12 protein-coding genes and 2 tRNA genes are annotated in these 18648 nt (G+C 36.8%); 13 read left to right on the top strand and 1 reads right to left on the bottom strand.

Annotated elements, in window-relative coordinates:
- Positions 1–33 precede the first annotated feature (33 nt).
- The 12 genes from AA088_RS17325 (at position 34) to AA088_RS17270 (ending at position 13105) form a co-directional block, all read left to right on the top strand.
- A tRNA-Thr gene (locus tag AA088_RS17325) sits at positions 34–105 on the top strand.
- A 57-nt stretch (positions 106–162) separates the two neighbouring features.
- A complete protein-coding gene (gene tuf / locus AA088_RS17320) occupies positions 163–1350 on the top strand; it encodes an elongation factor Tu (protein WP_046746310.1) in 1188 nt (395 codons plus the stop codon).
- Between the two features lie 62 nt (positions 1351–1412).
- Positions 1413–1485: transfer RNA gene (locus AA088_RS17315), tRNA-Trp, on the top strand.
- 16 nt (positions 1486–1501) lie between these two features.
- A complete protein-coding gene (secE, locus tag AA088_RS17310) occupies positions 1502–1702 on the top strand; it encodes a preprotein translocase subunit SecE (protein ID WP_046746309.1) in 201 nt (66 codons plus the stop codon).
- A 26-nt stretch (positions 1703–1728) separates the two neighbouring features.
- On the top strand, positions 1729–2280 hold the full coding sequence (gene nusG / locus AA088_RS17305; protein WP_046746308.1) for a transcription termination/antitermination protein NusG: 552 nt from the start codon (positions 1729–1731) through the stop codon (positions 2278–2280).
- A gap of 75 nt (positions 2281–2355) precedes the next feature.
- Positions 2356–2793, top strand: coding sequence for a 50S ribosomal protein L11 (gene rplK, locus AA088_RS17300; RefSeq protein WP_046746307.1), 438 nt, complete (start codon positions 2356–2358; stop codon positions 2791–2793).
- A gap of 13 nt (positions 2794–2806) precedes the next feature.
- A complete protein-coding gene (gene rplA / locus AA088_RS17295) occupies positions 2807–3496 on the top strand; it encodes a 50S ribosomal protein L1 (protein ID WP_046746306.1) in 690 nt (229 codons plus the stop codon).
- A 25-nt stretch (positions 3497–3521) separates the two neighbouring features.
- Positions 3522–4043, top strand: coding sequence for a 50S ribosomal protein L10 (gene rplJ, locus AA088_RS17290; protein WP_046746305.1), 522 nt, complete (start codon positions 3522–3524; stop codon positions 4041–4043).
- 64 nt (positions 4044–4107) lie between these two features.
- Positions 4108–4485, top strand: coding sequence for a 50S ribosomal protein L7/L12 (gene rplL, locus AA088_RS17285; RefSeq protein ID WP_046746304.1), 378 nt, complete (start codon positions 4108–4110; stop codon positions 4483–4485).
- Positions 4486–4609: 124 nt separating this feature from the next.
- Positions 4610–8419: a DNA-directed RNA polymerase subunit beta gene (gene rpoB / locus AA088_RS17280; RefSeq protein ID WP_046746303.1), complete on the top strand. Its 3810-nt coding sequence runs from the start codon at positions 4610–4612 to the stop codon at positions 8417–8419.
- Between the two features lie 72 nt (positions 8420–8491).
- A complete protein-coding gene (gene rpoC, locus AA088_RS17275; protein ID WP_046746302.1) occupies positions 8492–12790 on the top strand; it encodes a DNA-directed RNA polymerase subunit beta' in 4299 nt (1432 codons plus the stop codon).
- A 3-nt stretch (positions 12791–12793) separates the two neighbouring features.
- The gene (locus AA088_RS17270) at positions 12794–13105 is read left to right on the top strand and encodes a DUF3467 domain-containing protein (protein ID WP_046746301.1); all 312 of its coding nucleotides are present in this window, start codon (positions 12794–12796) and stop codon (positions 13103–13105) included.
- A 244-nt stretch (positions 13106–13349) separates the two neighbouring features.
- On the opposite strand, the gene AA088_RS17265 is transcribed toward AA088_RS17270, so the two are convergent.
- Positions 13350–14936: a peptide chain release factor 3 gene (locus AA088_RS17265; RefSeq protein ID WP_046746300.1), complete on the bottom strand. Its 1587-nt coding sequence runs from the start codon at positions 14934–14936 to the stop codon at positions 13350–13352.
- Between the two features lie 280 nt (positions 14937–15216).
- On the opposite strand from AA088_RS17265, the gene AA088_RS17260 reads away from it, so the two are divergent.
- Positions 15217–18648, top strand: a 3432-nt coding sequence (locus tag AA088_RS17260; protein WP_046746299.1) for a beta strand repeat-containing protein, incomplete at its 3' end; no start/stop codon positions are given.

Here is an 18648-nt window from a genome sequence, read left to right as displayed (position 1 = left end):
TTCGAACCCGGTCTCTCGCTCTATATATTTTTTGCCGATGTAGCTCAGGGGTAGAGTGTTTCCTTGGTAAGGAAGAGGTCACGGGTTCAAATCCCGTCATTGGCTCATAGAATGTATAAATTGAACACTAATATATAACTAAGATTAAAAAATTATTAAATCATGGCAAAGGAAACTTTTGATCGTTCCAAACCGCACTTAAATATTGGTACTATTGGACACGTAGATCACGGTAAAACTACTTTAACTGCTGCTATTACTAAAGTATTGGCTGATGCAGGTCTTTCTGAAGCGAGAGATTTCGATACTATCGATAATGCTCCTGAAGAGAAAGAAAGAGGTATTACAATTAATACATCTCACGTAGAGTATCAAACTGCAAACCGTCACTACGCGCACGTTGACTGCCCAGGTCACGCCGATTATGTAAAGAACATGGTAACGGGAGCTGCTCAAATGGATGGTGCTATCTTAGTAGTAGCTGCTACAGATGGTCCTATGCCGCAAACTCGTGAGCACATCTTATTAGGTCGTCAGGTAGGTGTTCCAAGAATTGTAGTATTCTTGAACAAATGTGATATGGTTGATGATGAGGAGTTGTTAGAGCTAGTTGATATGGAGGTTAGAGATTTACTTTCTTTCTATGACTATGATGGTGATAACGGGCCAGTTATTCAAGGTTCTGCTTTAGGAGCTTTAAATGGTGAGCAACAATGGGTTGATACAGTTTTAGAGTTGATGGAAGCTGTTGATAACTGGATTGAGTTGCCTCAAAGAGATGTTGATAAAGATTTCTTAATGCCAATCGAAGATGTATTCTCTATTACAGGTCGTGGAACAGTGGCAACTGGTCGTATTGAGACTGGTGTGGCAAATACTGGAGATCCTGTAGAGATTATTGGTATGGGTGCTGAGAAATTAACTTCTACAATTACAGGAGTTGAGATGTTCCGTAAAATCCTTGATAGAGGTGAAGCTGGAGATAACGTTGGTATCTTATTAAGAGGTATTGAGAAAACTGAAATTAAAAGAGGTATGGTAATCTGTAAGCCAGGTTCTGTAACTCCACACAGTAAGTTTAAAGCTGAGGTGTATGTGTTGAAGAAAGAAGAAGGTGGTCGTCACACTCCTTTCCATAACAATTACCGTCCTCAGTTCTATGTACGTACAACTGACGTAACAGGAACTATTTCTTTACCAGAAGGTGTGGAGATGGTTATGCCAGGAGATAACTTGACTATTAATGTTGAGTTGATTAACGCTATTGCGATGAACGTAGGATTACGTTTTGCAATTCGTGAAGGTGGTAGAACTGTTGGTGCAGGTCAGGTAACTGAAATTTTAGACTAATCTTTAGAGATTAAAAATAATAAGAGGTGTCTCGTTTCTTTCGAGACGCCTTTTTATGAAATACGGGTTTAGCTCAGTTGGTAGAGCACTGGTCTCCAAAACCAGGTGTCGGGAGTTCGAGCCTCTCAACCCGTGCTAATACAATCGAAATATGGCTGGTATAGTAAATTACGTAAAAGAATCGTTTGAAGAATTAAGAACCAATGTTACTTGGACGCCGTGGGCTGAAGCGCAACGGTTGACTATAGTAGTGGCTGTGTTTTCAATCCTCTTTTCGTTAGCGATTTGGGGAGTAGATTCGTTTTTTGCGAAAATACTAAGTTATGTATACGAAATAGTGCTTGGAAAATAATAACTCACAATCTTATACTCAAAGTTATGTCTGATTCTAATGTAAAGAAATGGTATGTTGTGAGAGCTGTCAGTGGACAGGAAAATAAAGTGAAAACATATATTGAAACTGAAATCGCTAGATTAGGTTTGCAAGATTATGTGGAAGAAGTATTAGTTCCAACTGAAAAAGTAATCCAAATACGTAATGGGAAAAAAGTAAACAAAGAAAGAGTTTACTTTCCAGGTTATATAATGATTAAAGCAAACTTAGCAGGTGAGGTAGCACACGTTATTAAATCTGTTACGAATGTGATTGGTTTCTTGGGAGAAGTGAAAGGTGGTGATCCTGTGCCGTTAAGACAATCTGAAGTAAATAGGATGTTAGGTAAGGTTGATGAGTTGACTGTGAAAACTGATAATGTCGCAATTCCATTTACTTTAGGGGAAACTGTAAAAGTTATTGATGGGCCTTTCAATGGTTTTAATGGAACAGTTGAGAAAATCAATGAAGAAAAACGTAAGTTAGAAGTAATGGTGAAAATTTTCGGAAGAAAAACACCATTAGAGCTAAGTTACATGCAAGTAGAAAAAATATAGTTGTTACACATTATATATTTGAAGTAGCGTTTTTAGCTTCCAATCAAAAAGCGTTACCGAATTAAAAACAAGAAAATGGCAAAAGAATTAAGTAAAGTAGTTAAACTACAAGTTAGGGGAGGTGCAGCGAATCCGTCGCCACCGGTTGGACCCGCTTTAGGTGCTGCCGGAGTTAATATCATGGAGTTCTGTAAGCAGTTTAATGCAAGAACTCAAGATAAACAAGGAAAGGTAGTCCCAGTTGTTATTTCTGTATACAAAGACAAGTCATTTGACTTTGTAGTGAAAACAGCGCCAGCGGCAGTTCAGCTTATGGAAGCGGCAAAGATTAAAAAAGGATCAGGAGAACCAAACCGTAAAAAGGTAGCAAGCGTTACTTGGGAACAAGTAAAAGCGATTGCTGAAGACAAAATGCAAGATTTAAACGCATTTACTGTAGAGTCAGCAATGAGTATGGTTGCAGGTACTGCAAGATCTATGGGATTAACAGTATCAGGAGATAAACCTTTTTAAATCGTAAGAACAAATGGCACGAGTAACGAAAAAACAAAAAGAAGCTTTAGCTAAAGTTGATAAGAATAAATTATATTCTATCGCAGAGGCGTCAAGCTTAGTGAAAGAAATAACAAATGTTAAGTTCGATGCATCTGTTGATATCGCTGTAAGATTAGGAGTAGATCCTAGAAAAGCTAATCAAATGGTAAGAGGTGTAGTTACACTACCTCACGGAACTGGTAAAGATGTAAAGGTTTTAGCATTAGTAACTCCAGATAAAGAAGCTGAAGCGCAAGAAGCAGGAGCGGATTATGTTGGATTAGATGAGTACCTTCAAAAAATTAAAGGAGGATGGACAGATGTTGATGTGATAATCACTATGCCAAGTGTAATGGGTAAATTAGGTCCTTTAGGTAGAATTTTAGGACCAAGAGGTTTAATGCCAAACCCAAAAACAGGTACAGTAACAATGGATGTGGCAAAAGCTGTTGCAGAAGTAAAAGCTGGTAAAATCGATTTCAAAGTTGATAAAACAGGTATTGTTCACGCGGCTATCGGTAAAGCATCATTCTCTCCTGAGAAATTGAAAGGTAATGCAACTGAATTATTACAAACATTAATCAAATTAAAGCCAACTGCGGCAAAAGGTACATACATTAAGAGTATTTACATGTCTAGTACTATGAGCCCAAGTGTAGCTGTTGATCCAAAAACAGTTTAATTGGTAGTTAAAAAAGATTTTTATCATGACTAAAGAAGAAAAATCAGTAATCATAGACGAATTAACTGCACAGTTAGCTGAAAATACAAATATTTACTTAGCAGATATCTCTGGGTTAAATGCTGAAGCAACTTCAGACTTACGTAGAGCATGTTTTAAAAGTAATATTAAGCTTGCAGTAATTAAAAATACATTGCTTGCAAAGGCAATGGAAGCTTCTGATAAAGATTTTGGAGAACTTCCTGAAGTATTAAAAGGAAACACTTCATTAATGTTGTCAGAAACAGGAAATGCTCCTGCGAAATTAATCAAGGAATTCAGAAAGAAAAAGAAAGCACAAAAACCACTTTTAAAAGGTGCTTTCATTGAATCTGCGGTTTACGTTGGAGATGACCAATTAGATGTGTTAGTTGACATCAAATCTAGAGAAGAGCTTATTGGAGAAATTGTTGGATTATTACAATCTCCTGCTAAGAACGTTGTTTCTGCACTTCAATCTGGTGGTGGAAAATTAGCAGGTATCTTAAAAACATTATCTGAAAGATAATTTATAAAGTACGCACTTAACAAAACAAATATTTAACAAAAACATTATTTTAAAACGATAGAAAATGGCAGATTTAAAAGAATTCGCAGAACAATTAGTTAACTTAACAGTAAAAGAGGTTAACGAATTAGCAGATATATTAAAAACTGAGTATGGTATTGAGCCTGCTGCTGCTGCTGCAGTAGTTGCTGCTGGTCCCGCTGCTGGAGATGCTGACGGTGGAGATGAGCAAACAGAGTTTGACGTAATCTTAAAAGCTGCAGGTGCTTCTAAATTAGCAGTAGTTAAATTAGTAAAAGAATTAACTGGTTTAGGTCTTAAAGAGGCTAAAGGAATCGTTGATTCTGCACCAGCTCCAATCAAAGAAGGAGTATCTAAAGACGAGGCTGAAGGTCTTAAAGCATCTTTAGAAGAAGCAGGAGCAGAGGTTGAGCTTAAGTAAGCTTACCAAGCTATAAAAACTTGGTTTAGGTCTTTGGGATAGTCCCTCAGACCTAAACCCTTTTGTGTATATAAGCGCGAATGCGTTTTATTTTATTTTATTTTAATCATAATATTGTCCATTGATGTTCACAAATCAGACTGAAAGATTAAATTTCGCCTCGGCAAAACACACCCCTGAATATCCAGATTTTCTAGATATTCAAATTAAATCATTCCAAGATTTTTTTCAATTAGAAACAAAATCTGAAGAGCGTGGCGAAGAAGGATTATACAACACCTTTCAAGAAAACTTTCCAATCACAGACACTCGTAATCAATTCGTATTAGAATTCCTTGATTACTTTGTCGACCCACCACGATACAATATTCAAGAATGTATTGAAAGAGGATTAACGTATAGTGTGCCATTAAAAGCACGTTTAAAATTATACTGTACCGATCCTGAGCATGAAGACTTCGAGACTATTGTACAAGATGTTTATTTAGGAACGATTCCTTACATGACTCCAAGCGGAACGTTCTGTATCAATGGAGCAGAGCGTGTAGTAGTATCTCAATTACACCGTTCTCCTGGAGTATTTTTTGGACAATCTTTCCATGCCAATGGAACTAAGTTATATTCTGCCAGAGTAATTCCATTTAAAGGTTCATGGATAGAATTTGCAACAGATATCAATAGCGTAATGTACGCTTATATTGATAGAAAGAAAAAATTACCTGTAACTACATTATTTAGAGCAATCGGCTTTGAAAGTGATAAAGATATTTTAGAAATATTCGATCTTGCTGAAGAAGTTAAAGTATCTAAGAGTGGATTAAAAAAAGTGCTAGGTCGCAAATTAGCGGCGCGTGTATTAAATACATGGCACGAAGACTTCGTTGATGAAGATACAGGAGAAGTAGTATCGATCGAGCGTAATGAAATCGTATTGGATCGTGATACTGTATTAGAAAAAGAACACATCGAAGAAATCGTAGAAGCTGGCGTAAAAACAATTCTTTTACACAAAGAAGAAAACCAAGCTGGTGACTACGCAATCATTCATAATACATTACAAAAAGACCCTACCAACTCTGAAAAAGAAGCAGTAGAACACATTTACCGTCAATTGCGTAATGCTGAACCGCCAGATGAAGAAACTGCTCGTGGAATTATCGATAAGCTATTCTTTTCAGATCAGCGTTACAACCTTGGAGGAGTAGGTCGTTACCGTATGAACAAAAAGTTAGGCTTGGATATCGATATGGATAAGCAAGTTTTAACAAAAGAAGATATCATCACTATCATTAAGTATTTAATAGAGTTAATTAACTCTAAAGCAGAAATTGATGATATTGACCACTTATCAAACAGACGTGTTCGTACAGTAGGTGAGCAATTGGCTCAACAATTTGGAGTAGGTTTAGCGCGTATGGCTAGAACGATTCGTGAACGTATGAACGTAAGAGATAATGAAGTATTTACGCCAATTGATTTGATCAATGCGAAAACTTTATCATCTGTAATCAACTCGTTCTTTGGAACAAACCAGTTGTCTCAGTTCATGGATCAAACCAATCCATTAGCTGAAATTACACATAAGCGTCGTTTATCCGCTTTAGGACCTGGAGGGCTTTCTAGAGAAAGAGCAGGTTTTGAGGTTCGTGACGTACACTACACACACTATGGACGTTTATGTCCAATTGAAACTCCAGAAGGTCCAAACATTGGTTTGATCTCTTCTTTAGGAGTATTTGCGAAAGTGAATTCAATGGGATTCCTAGAAACCCCTTATCGCAAGGTTGAAAATGGAAAAGTTGATATCAACGAATTCTCTTACTTAAGTGCTGAAGAAGAAGAAGGAATGAAGATTGCGCAAGCGAACATTCCGCTAGCTGATGATGGTACTATTACAGCAGATAAAGTAATTGCTCGTGAAGAAGGTGATTTCCCTGTTGTAACACCATCAGATGTAGACTTTACTGACGTAGCACCAAATCAAATAGCTTCGATTTCGGCGTCATTAATTCCTTTCTTGGAACATGATGATGCGAACCGTGCATTGATGGGATCTAACATGATGCGTCAGGCAGTACCATTACTTCGTCCGCAAGCACCAATTGTAGGAACTGGATTAGAGCGTCAAGTAGCTTCAGACTCTAGAGTATTGGTAAATGCTGAAGGAGATGGTATAGTAGAATATGTAGATGCAGATAAAATTACAATTAAATATGACCGAACTGATACAGAACGTTTGGTTAGTTTTGATGGTGATTCTAAAACATATAATTTAATTAAGTTTCGTAAAACGAACCAAAGTACCTCTATTAACTTGAAGCCAATTGTTCGTAAAGGTGACCGAGTGAAAAAAGGACAAGTACTTTGTGAAGGATATGCAACTCAAAAAGGAGAATTGGCATTAGGTCGCAATATGAAAGTTGCCTTCATGCCTTGGAAAGGATATAACTTTGAGGATGCAATTGTAATCTCTGAAAAAGTAGTTCGTGAAGATATCTTTACCTCAATCCATATTGATGAATATTCAATGGATGTAAGAGATACAAAATTAGGAGCGGAAGAATTGACAAATGACATTCCAAACGTTTCGGAAGAGGCTACTAAAGACTTAGACGAGCACGGAATGATTCGTATTGGAGCAGAAGTAAAACCTGGTGATATCTTAATTGGTAAAATTACGCCAAAAGGAGAATCTGATCCAACTCCAGAAGAAAAATTATTACGTGCTATCTTCGGTGACAAAGCAGGTGATGTAAAAGATGCATCATTAAAAGCATCCCCATCATTACACGGAGTGGTAATTAATAAAAAACTATTCTCTAGAGCAATCAAAGACAAGCGCAAAAGAGCTAAAGATAAAGAGGAAATTGCAACTTTAGAATTAGAATACGCAACAAAATTTGAAGAACTTAGAGGAATCTTAATCGAAAAATTGTTCGCAATTGTCAATGGTAAAACATCACAAGGAGTTCAAAATGATCTTGGCGAAGAAGTATTACCAAAAGGGAAAAAGTTCACATTAAAAATGTTAAATGCTGTTGAAGATTATGCACATTTAACAGGAGGAACTTGGACAACTGACGAAGAAACAAACAGATTAATCGCTGATTTAGTTCATAACTATAAAATCAAACTGAACGACCTTCAAGGAGCGTTACGAAGAGATAAATTTACAATCTCTGTGGGTGACGAATTGCCTGCAGGAATCTTAAAACTTGCCAAAGTTTACATCGCTAAAAAGCGTAAACTAAAAGTAGGGGATAAGATGGCGGGACGCCACGGAAACAAAGGTATCGTAGCACGTATTGTTCGTCAAGAAGATATGCCATTCCTAGAAGATGGAACTCCAGTTGATATCGTATTGAACCCGTTAGGGGTACCTTCTCGTATGAATATCGGTCAGATTTATGAAACGGTATTAGGATGGGCAGGAGAAAAACTAGACAGAAAATATGCAACACCAATCTTTGATGGAGCTTCTCTAGATCAAATTAATGAGATTACTGATGAAGCTGGAATTCCAAGATTTGGTCATACATACCTGTACGATGGTGGAACAGGTGAGCGTTTTGATCAACCTGCAACGGTAGGTATCATTTACATGTTGAAACTAGGACACATGGTTGATGATAAGATGCACGCACGTTCTATCGGACCATACTCATTAATTACGCAACAGCCATTAGGTGGTAAGGCACAGTTTGGAGGTCAGCGTTTTGGAGAAATGGAAGTGTGGGCACTTGAAGCATATGGAGCTTCTAGTACACTAAGAGAAATATTGACTGTTAAATCTGATGATGTAATTGGTAGAGCAAAAACATACGAATCAATCGTAAAAGGTGAACCAATGCCAGAACCAGGACTGCCAGAATCATTCAATGTATTAATGCATGAATTGAAAGGTCTTGGATTAGATATCAGATTAGAGGAATAAATTAAAAATGCTGTGTAGCATACGTGCTACACAGCTACAATTACACATAATTCATTATCACCATTAGTAAGTATGGCAAGAAATAAAGATAAGAATACTGTAAAGAGATTCAATAAAATCTCAATTGGGTTGGCTTCTCCAGAGTCTATATTAGCAGCCTCAAAAGGAGAAGTATTAAAGCCTGAAACAATCAACTATCGTACACACAAACCTGAGCGTGACGGATTATTCTGTGAGCGTATTTTTGGTCCTGTAAAGGATTACGAATGTGCTTGTGGAAAATACAAGAGAATTCGTTACAAAGGAATCGTTTGTGACCGTTGTGGTGTTGAAGTAACAGAAAAGAAAGTACGTAGAGATAGAGTAGGACATATCAACTTAGTTGTGCCTGTAGCACACATTTGGTATTTCCGTTCGTTACCAAATAAAATCGGATACCTTTTAGGATTACCATCTAAGAAATTAGATATGATTATTTATTACGAACGTTACGTAGTAATTCAACCAGGTAATGCTAAGCATCCGACAGGAGAAGATGTAGAAAAAATGGATTTCCTTACGGAAGAAGAATACTTAAATATTCTTGAAACGCTTCCACAAGAAAATCAATACTTAGACGATACAGATCCTAATAAGTTTATCGCTAAAATGGGAGCTGAGTGTTTAATTGAGCTATTATCAAGAATCGATTTAGATCAATTATCATTCGAATTACGTCATAAGGCGAATAATGAAACGTCTAAACAACGAAAAACAGAAGCTTTAAAGCGTCTTCAAGTTGTGGAGTCATTACGTGATGCTAACAAAAATCGTGAAAACCTTCCTGAGTGGATGATTATGAAAGTGGTGCCTGTAATTCCGCCAGAATTACGTCCGTTAGTGCCATTAGATGGAGGTCGTTTCGCAACATCCGATTTGAATGATTTATACCGTCGTGTAATTATCAGAAACAACCGTTTAAAGCGATTGATGGAAATCAAAGCTCCTGAAGTAATCTTACGTAATGAAAAACGTATGCTTCAAGAATCGGTAGATTCATTATTTGATAATACGCGTAAATCATCTGCAGTAAAAACAGATTCTAACAGACCATTAAAATCATTATCAGATTCTTTAAAAGGTAAGCAAGGACGTTTCCGTCAAAACTTACTTGGAAAACGTGTGGATTATTCAGCACGTTCGGTAATTGTAGTAGGTCCAGAGTTAAAATTATACGAATGTGGATTGCCAAAAAATATGGCAGCAGAATTGTACAAACCATTTGTGATTCGTAAGTTAATCGAAAGAGGTATTGTAAAAACTGTAAAATCTGCAAAGAAAATTATAGACAAAAAAGAGCCAGTAGTTTGGGATATTTTGGATAACGTAATTAAAGGACATCCAGTATTACTAAACCGTGCTCCTACGCTTCACCGTTTAGGTATTCAGGCTTTCCAACCAAAATTGATTGAAGGTAAAGCAATTCAGTTACACCCATTAGCGTGTACAGCCTTCAATGCCGATTTTGATGGTGACCAGATGGCGGTACACTTACCATTAGGACCAGAAGCAATCTTAGAAGCTCAATTATTGATGTTAGCTTCTCAGAACATTCTGAACCCTGCAAATGGTTCGCCAATTACGGTACCTTCTCAGGACATGGTTCTTGGTTTATACTATATGACAAAATTGCGTAAATCGACTCCAGAAAAGAAAATTGTTGGAGAAGGATTAACGTTCTATTCTTCGGAAGAAGTTGTCATGGCGTACAATGAGAAAAAAGTAGAACTCAATGCTTCTATCAAAATTAGAGCTATCGACTTTAATGAAGCAGGAGAATTGGTTCCACAAATTATAGAAACAACAGTTGGACGTGTACTTTTCAACGAAAAAGTACCGCCACAAGCAGGATTCATCAATGAAGTATTGACTAAAAAATCATTACGTAACATTATTGGTAGAATTTTGCAAGTGACTGATATTCCTACAACATCTGCTTTCCTTGATGATATTAAGAGTCTTGGATATGGATTTGCCTTCCGAGGAGGATTATCATTCAGTTTAGGTGATATTATTATTCCACAAGAAAAGCAATCATTAATTAATGAAGCAAATGGAAAAGTAGATGCCATTACCATGAACTATAACATGGGATTGATTACCAACAACGAACGTTACAATCAGGTAATTGATATTTGGACTACTACAAATGCTAGCTTGACAGAATTGTCGATGAAACACATTAGTGAAGATCAACAAGGATTTAACTCTGTGTATATGATGCTTGATTCTGGTGCGCGTGGTTCGAAAGAGCAAATTCGCCAGTTAACAGGTATGCGTGGATTAATGGCAAAACCGAAAAAATCGACAGCTGGTGGAGGAGAAATTATTGAAAACCCAATTCTTTCGAACTTTAAAGAAGGACTTTCAATTTTGGAATACTTTATCTCTACGCACGGTGCTCGTAAAGGTTTGGCCGATACCGCATTGAAAACTGCCGATGCAGGTTACTTAACTCGTCGTTTGGTAGACGTATCACAAGATGTAATTGTAAATATGCATGATTGTGAAACGTTACGTGGTGTAGAAGTATCTGCGTTGAAGAAGAGTGAAGAAGTAGTAGAACCTCTTAAAGATAGAATTTTAGGTAGAGTATCGCTATATGACGTATATAATCCACTTAGTGAAGAATTATTAGTTGAAGCTGGACAAGAAATTTCAGAAGACATAGCAGATGCTATCGAAAACTCTCCAGTAGAAAGTATTGAAGTACGTTCTCCATTAACTTGTGAGGCTCCTAAAGGAATTTGTGCTAAATGTTACGGTAGAAACCTTTCTACAAACAAAATGGTTCAAATTGGAGAAGCTGTTGGTGTAGTTGCTGCACAGTCAATCGGTGAGCCAGGTACACAGTTAACACTTCGTACATTCCACATGGGAGGAACGGCAAGTAACATTTCTGAGGAAAATCAGCTAAAAGCTAAGTTTGGAGGTATTGCAGAAATTGAAGAACTGAAAACAGTACAAGGAGAAGATGCTGATGGAAATCCAGCAGAGATTGTAATTTCTCGTACTTCAGAAATAAAAGTTATTGACAAGAAAACAGGAATCACTTTAAGCACAAATAACATTCCTTACGGTTCTACAATCTTCATTAAAAATGGAGAAGAAATCGAAAAAGGACAAGCAATTTGTCAGTGGGATCCATACAACGGAGTTATTATCTCTGAATTTGCAGGAAAAATTCAATATGAAAACATCGAGCAAGGTGTAACATATCAAGTTGAAATTGATGAGCAAACAGGATTCCAAGAAAAAGTAATTTCTGAATCTAGAAATAAAAAGTTAATTCCAACGCTTCACATTTTAGACAACAAAGGTCAAGTACAGCGTTCTTACAACTTACCAGTAGGTTCTCACTTAATGGTAGATGATAATGAGAAAATTAAAGTTGGTAAAATTTTAGTAAAAATTCCTCGTAAGTCTGCAAAATCAGGAGATATTACAGGAGGTTTACCACGTGTAACAGAATTATTTGAAGCACGTAACCCATCCAACCCAGCAGTAGTATCTGAAATTGATGGAGTTGTTTCTTTTGGTAAAATTAAAAGAGGTAACCGTGAGATTATCGTAGAGTCTAAATTTGGTGATGTAAGAAAGTATTTGGTAAAACTTTCTAACCAAATTCTAGTACAAGAGAACGATTACGTAAAAGCAGGAATGCCTTTATCAGATGGTTCTATCACGCCAAACGATATCTTAAATATCAAAGGGCCTTCTGCCGTACAACAATACTTAGTAAATGAAGTACAAGAAGTATATCGTTTACAAGGGGTGAAAATTAATGACAAGCACTTTGAAGTAATTGTACGTCAAATGATGCGTAAAGTTCGAATTGGAGATCCAGGAGATACTATTTTCCTAGAAAACCAATTGGTACACACATCAGATTTCGTAGAAGAAAATGATAAGCTGTACGGAATGAAAGTAATTGAAGATGCAGGAGAGTCAGAAAAATTCAAGCCAGGACAAATCGTTTCTCCAAGAGAGTTACGTGATGAAAACTCTGTGTTACGAAGAGCTGATAAGCAACTAATATCTGCAAGAGATATCATTCCAGCGACAGCAACACCAATTTTACAAGGTATTACAAGAGCGTCATTACAAACAAAATCATTTATCTCGGCAGCATCGTTCCAAGAAACTACTAAAGTATTGAACGAAGCAGCAGTAAGTGGTAAAGTTGACGAATTAGAAGGATTAAAAGAAAATGTAATTGTTGGACATAAAATTCCAGCAGGAACAGGAATGCGTAAGTACGATGATATTATTGTAGGTTCTAAAGAAGAATACAATGAAATCATGGCGGCAAAGCATGAAATAAACTTTTAATACATGAGTCAAGATAAAGCAAACGAAAAGCAAATCAATTTAGAGTTGGATGAGAACATCGCTGAAGGAATTTATTCCAATTTGGCAATTATCAATCACTCTCCGACAGAGTTTGTAGTAGATTTTGTGAGTATCATGCCAGGGAGACCAAAGGCAAAAGTAAAATCTAGAATTGTGTTAACACCACAACATGCAAAACGGTTGATGAATGCATTAGGCGAAAATATTCGTCGCTTTGAAAGTGCTCATGGACAAATTAAAGAATTTGAACAACCTCCTATTCCGATGAATTTTGGACCTACAGGAGAAGCATAAAACAAAAAAACCTCAATTTTTGAATTGAGGTTTTTTTATAGTTAAAATCATTTTTAAAATCTATAATAGAAAAAAAATCAATAAGAATTACTTATTTTGTTTTTGAAATAGACTTTTTTGTAGTTGATTTTAGAAATTAAAAAAAGACATTAATATTATTTAATGTCTTTTAATTTAAAGTTGTTTAAAACGCTTTAAAATACTTTTCAAGTGAAATGTATTCTAAGTTTTTACTACATAAATATTAAAACTCACTTTTAAAGTGGAATTTAATAGAAGGATATTTTTGCTGTGTCATTTGTAAAGAAAAAGCGGAATCAGCCAAGAACACCAATTTATTTTCTTTATCACGTGCTAAGAATTTTTGTTTTACTCGTTTAAAATCTAAAAATTCTGGATTTTTTTCATCTTTTACTTCCACCCAACACGCTTTGTGCACGTTCAAGTTTTCATACGAACATTTAGCACCATATTCATGCTCCAATCGGTACTGAATCACTTCGTATTGCAGCGCACCAACCGTTCCAATTACTTTTCTACCGTTTAAATCTAGGGTAAACAATTGAGCTACACCTTCATCCATTAACTGATTAATTCCTTTGTATAACTGCTTGGATTTCATTGGGTCAGCATTATTAATGTACCTAAAATGTTCAGGAGAAAAACTTGGAATTCCTTTATAATTCAGTTTCTCTCCAGCAGTCAAAGTGTCACCAATTTTAAAGTTTCCGGTGTCGTGCAAACCAACAATATCGCCAGGAAAGGATTCATCTACAATTTGTTTTTTCTCTGCAAAAAATGCATTTGGACTCGAAAACTTTAAATTTTTGTCGAGTCGCACATGTAAATATGGTGTATTTCGTTTAAAAACACCAGAAACAATTTTAATAAAAGCCAATCGGTCTCTATGTTTTGGATCCATATTAGCATGTATTTTAAATACAAACCCAGAAAAATCATCTTCGTTAGGTTCTACCAAACGTGTATCAGACATTTTTGGTAGCGGACTTGGAGCAATTTCTACAAAACAATCCAACAATTCTCGAACTCCAAAATTATTCAAGGCAGAACCAAAAAATACAGGTTGTAGTGCGCCTTTCAAATATTCAGAACGATCAAATTCAGGATATACTTCGTACACTAATTCAAGTTCTTCACGTAGTGTTTCTGCAGAAGTTTCGCCAATATGTTTTTCTAACTCAGGATTGTTAACATCTTCAAAATGAATGGCTTTAGAGATGGTTTGTTTGTTTTCTCCTGTAAAAAGATTGATGTTTTTTTCCCAGATATTATAAATACCTTTAAAGTCATACCCCATTCCAATTGGGAAACTCAAAGGTGTTACGCGTAGTCCTAACTTTTGCTCAACTTCATCTAACAAGTCAAATGCATCTTTTCCTTCACGATCTAATTTATTAATAAAAACAATCATCGGAATATTTCGCATGCGACAAACTTCTACCAATTTTTCCGTTTGCTCTTCCACACCTTTTGCGACATCAATCACTACAATGACACTGTCTACAGCACTTAATGTACGATAGGTGTCTTCGGCAAAATCCTTGTGCCCGGGAGTGTCTAAAATGTTGATTTTCTTATTTTTATAAATAAAAGCTAAAACAGAAGTCGCTACTGAAATTCCACGCTGACGCTCAATTTCCATAAAGTCACTCGTAGCTCCTTTTTTGATCTTATTATTTTTTACGGCTCCAGCTTCTTGAATGGCACCACCAAAAAGTAGTAACTTCTCTGTAAGTGTCGTTTTTCCTGCATCTGGATGCGATATAATACCAAAAGTTCTTCGTTTAGTAATCTCTTTGTGAAGGTTCATCTGAAAAAATTAAAATAGGAGGCAAAAGTATCATTTTTTATGCAAAATATGTTAAAAACAAAGACCTATTTCTTGGTTTGTAAAATGAGTCACAAGCGTTTATAATAGGTTAATTAGTGAAAAAAGTCATTATTCTTTTCAACGGTAAAACTAAGTATTTTAACGAAAAAACAAATCCTTTCATAGATATTACTACGTACATATAAACAGCGATATTAAATTTGTTAAAAATTGTTAAGAAAAAATTAGCCAATTTCTTGACTGCCTTAAACGTACTCGAATGACCAAAACTACTTGTAGACAATCTGTTGAGCATGCTACTCTCAATAGATTGCATTCTGTTATTTCAGGAAAGCTGAAAATGTGTATGCTGCTTCTAGCATTTTCATGTTCGGTATTGTTCAATGTATCTTTCGCGCAAAATATAGCTGCTACCAATGGGCAAGCAACGCCTTGTGGTAACTGTGCGCCTCCTGGATGGACTTCTGGAGGAGGGACGCCTGATGTGTCCAACTCAAATACAGTTGCCGGACCTGGTGCAGGTTTGGGTGAAGGAGAAACATGGAATAGTGCGCCATTACCTTTGCCGCCTAATGGACATGCCACATGGATTACCGTGCGAGATGTGGGGACACTAGCTGCTGAAGAGTCAATTTTTACAACCATTACAGGGCTTACAGTAGGGCGAACGTATGAGGTGGTTATTTACTCCAATTCGGCATTAACACCGACATATGGTCCGCAGTATATTGATTTTTACCAAGTGCAAATTCAAGGTTTTGCACAGCAAAACATCACGCAAACAGGACAAGAGGTTTGGCAAACCACACGTTTTAGATTTACGGCAGTAGCAACAAGTAGAACATTTACGTTTAGCCCTGGAAATAATATGGGTAGTAATGATGCAAACTTGGAGTCGGTAAACTTATCAGTATCTTTAAATGCAATTAATACAGCACCTGTAGCAGACAATAACAGTGCTGTAACGGCTTTCAATACACCAGTATCTTTTAATGTAGTATCTACTGATGTTGATTTTGATGGAAGTATTGTAAATTCTACAGTAGATCTTGATGTTGTAGCAGCAGGGATACAAAATACAGGGACTACGGCAGAAGGAAGTTGGAGTGTGGATGCAAATGGAGTCGTAACATTTACACCGAATGCAGGGTTTTATGGAGTTGCAACTCTAAATTATAACGTACAAGATGACTATACTCTAGATGGGCAAAGTTTGCCGGCTAGATCCAATAATGCCACATTAACTGTAACTGTTTCACCACCTGACTCAGATGGTGATGGAGTTGATGATTTGACAGATGAAGATGATGATAATGATGGAATATTGGATACACAGGAACTATGTGGTACAAATCCAGTGCCACTCAATCCAGACTCTGTAGTAAGAATAGAAATAGATATAGATCAATATTCAACGGAAGTTGGTTGGTCACTTTCGTTAGGAGGAAATACGGTTGCAAGTGTGCCAACCGGAACTTATGGTGTGGGTAATGTTACTGTATCTCAGGATATCACGGTTACAGAAAATGGAAACTATCTATTTACCATTACGGATACCTTTGGTGATGGAATTCAAGGAAATTCCTATAGAATTTTTGTCGATGGAACTCAGGTAATTAATAGGACTTTTGGATCGCCAACAGATACTACGACATTCAATCAAACGGATAACTTTTTAGTAAATACAATTGTAACCAATCCATTCAGTTGCCTTTCTGATGACCCAAGTGGAGATAGTGATGGCGATGGAATTCTTAACTACCAAGATGCAGATTTCTGTGTGCTTAACGGAAATGGTGTCTGTGCTAGCTTAGACTCTGATGGTGATGGCTTAATCAATTCTTTAGATACCGATAGTGATAATGATACCTGTGCGGATGCTTTAGAAGCGGGGCATGCCGATGACGATGCTGATGGAATTCTTGGAAACTCTCCAGTAACAGTAGATGCTGGAAATGGTAGAGTTACAGGGCAAGGAGGATACACAGGAACCAATTTGGCTGTTACAAACTCTGGAAATACTTCAGCCTGTGATACCTGCGAATTACTAAGCGCATCAGTATCAGCAGTATTTTGTGATGATAATGGAACACCACTCAACGATGCAGACGACACGTTTACATTTTACATTAATCCGAATGGTACTTTATTAGGTGCAACCTATAGTGTTACAGGAGATGTTACGAGATCAAATATAGCATACGACCTTCCTGAACAATTTGGTCCTTTTCCAATTTCTGGAGGAAACATAGTTTTTACCATTACAGATGATGCTGATGGTTCTTGTCAATTAATAGATGTAACTGTAACACCGCCAGCTGCGTGTTCATCTTCATCATCAGTAGATACCGATGGCGATGGTATTACCGATAATATTGATATAGATAATGACAACGATGGTATTATTGATGATAATGAAAATATATGTGGTGCTCGTCCATTAACAACAGGTTCATGGACAGGTAGTAACCCATACTCTAATACTGCTGGTGCAGTAGGAGTTACTTATGGAAGTTCCATTCCAGCAGGCGGGCAAATAACATACGTTCCTAATGGAACCATGACAACTACAGCTTTTTTCTCAGATGCAGCAGTGCAAGGTGCTAATTCGTTAGAATTTTTGTTTACTTGGGACACATCTCCAGAATCTTCAAATGCTGCGGCAGATGATCGTGTGGTAGGAACTGTGACCATAACTTATAGCCAACCAGTATATAACCCTATAATCCATATTGATAGATTGGGAGGAAATACGCAATTATCTTCTGGAGGATATGTTTCAAATACTTCAATTTGGACACTTCAAACAGCAGGCCTTTCAATGGCTAAAATCTCAGGGAATAATCAATTAATAGTAAACTCTAAACAATTCTATAGAGATCCAAATCAAAACTTAGGAACAGGAGATCCAATTGTGCTTTCGGGTGATGCTGATAATGCAGGATTAGGAACTGCTGCTGGAAGTATTCAAATCTATGGAAGTGTAACAACATTAACTTTCCAAGTAACTGGAGAAGGACTAGATGGAAATGGTTCTGACCGATTAGAAATGGTCTTTGATTCATGTTCAGTAATTGACACAGATGGAGACTCAATACCAGATTTCTTAGACGTTGATAGCGACAATGATGGTTGTCCAGATGCAATTGAAGGAGCTGCAAGTTTTACATCTGATGATTTAACATCTAGTAATAACTTAGCAGATGCTGACGAAGGAGCTGTAAATCCTTCAAATGGAGTGCCAACAAATGCAGGAAGTCCTCAAGCGACTACCGCTAGTGTGACAACAGCTACACAAGTTGTTGTGGATGCTGCTGCTTTAGTAAATCAAACGGTATTTGAAGGAAGTAGTACAACATTTGCAATAACTTCTGCTTCAGCAATAAATACAACCAGCTACTCTGGCGGAACACCTGACTATGGCTCAGGGACAGATGCTTCTTCAGGAATTAACTATCAATGGTATATTGGAGATCCTGATTCAGGAGGAACAGCAATAGCTCCTGCAGATACAAATTACAGTAATGAAAATACAGATACGCTTACAATAGTAGATGTTACAGGGCTAAATGGAACTCAATATTGTTTATTGATTACTCATGATGATAATTCTTGTATAAGAGAAATTAATTGTGCTACACTTACTGTAGAACCATTAGTAGCGATGACCGTAGGCGATGTAACCGTAGCA

Source organism: Kordia zhangzhouensis (genome assembly GCF_001005305.1).
Lineage (GTDB): Bacteria > Bacteroidota > Bacteroidia > Flavobacteriales > Flavobacteriaceae > Kordia > Kordia zhangzhouensis.
Note: the sequence above shows the minus strand (reverse complement) of the source record. Positions and strands in the feature narration are given on the sequence as shown.

What these genes read in the sequence shown, in the direction of transcription:
- tuf (WP_046746310.1), top strand. Translation starts at nt 163, where the DNA reads ATGGCAAAGGAAACTTTTGATCGTTCCAAACCGCACTTAAATATTGGT.
- secE (WP_046746309.1), top strand. Translation starts at nt 1,502, where the DNA reads ATGGCTGGTATAGTAAATTACGTAAAAGAATCGTTTGAAGAATTAAGA.
- nusG (WP_046746308.1), top strand. Translation starts at nt 1,729, where the DNA reads ATGTCTGATTCTAATGTAAAGAAATGGTATGTTGTGAGAGCTGTCAGT.
- rplK (WP_046746307.1), top strand. Translation starts at nt 2,356, where the DNA reads ATGGCAAAAGAATTAAGTAAAGTAGTTAAACTACAAGTTAGGGGAGGT.
- rplA (WP_046746306.1), top strand. Translation starts at nt 2,807, where the DNA reads ATGGCACGAGTAACGAAAAAACAAAAAGAAGCTTTAGCTAAAGTTGAT.
- rplJ (WP_046746305.1), top strand. Translation starts at nt 3,522, where the DNA reads ATGACTAAAGAAGAAAAATCAGTAATCATAGACGAATTAACTGCACAG.
- rplL (WP_046746304.1), top strand. Translation starts at nt 4,108, where the DNA reads ATGGCAGATTTAAAAGAATTCGCAGAACAATTAGTTAACTTAACAGTA.
- rpoB (WP_046746303.1), top strand. Translation starts at nt 4,610, where the DNA reads ATGTTCACAAATCAGACTGAAAGATTAAATTTCGCCTCGGCAAAACAC.
- rpoC (WP_046746302.1), top strand. Translation starts at nt 8,492, where the DNA reads ATGGCAAGAAATAAAGATAAGAATACTGTAAAGAGATTCAATAAAATC.
- AA088_RS17270 (WP_046746301.1), top strand. Translation starts at nt 12,794, where the DNA reads ATGAGTCAAGATAAAGCAAACGAAAAGCAAATCAATTTAGAGTTGGAT.
- AA088_RS17265 (WP_046746300.1), bottom strand. Translation starts at nt 14,936, where the DNA reads ATGAACCTTCACAAAGAGATTACTAAACGAAGAACTTTTGGTATTATA.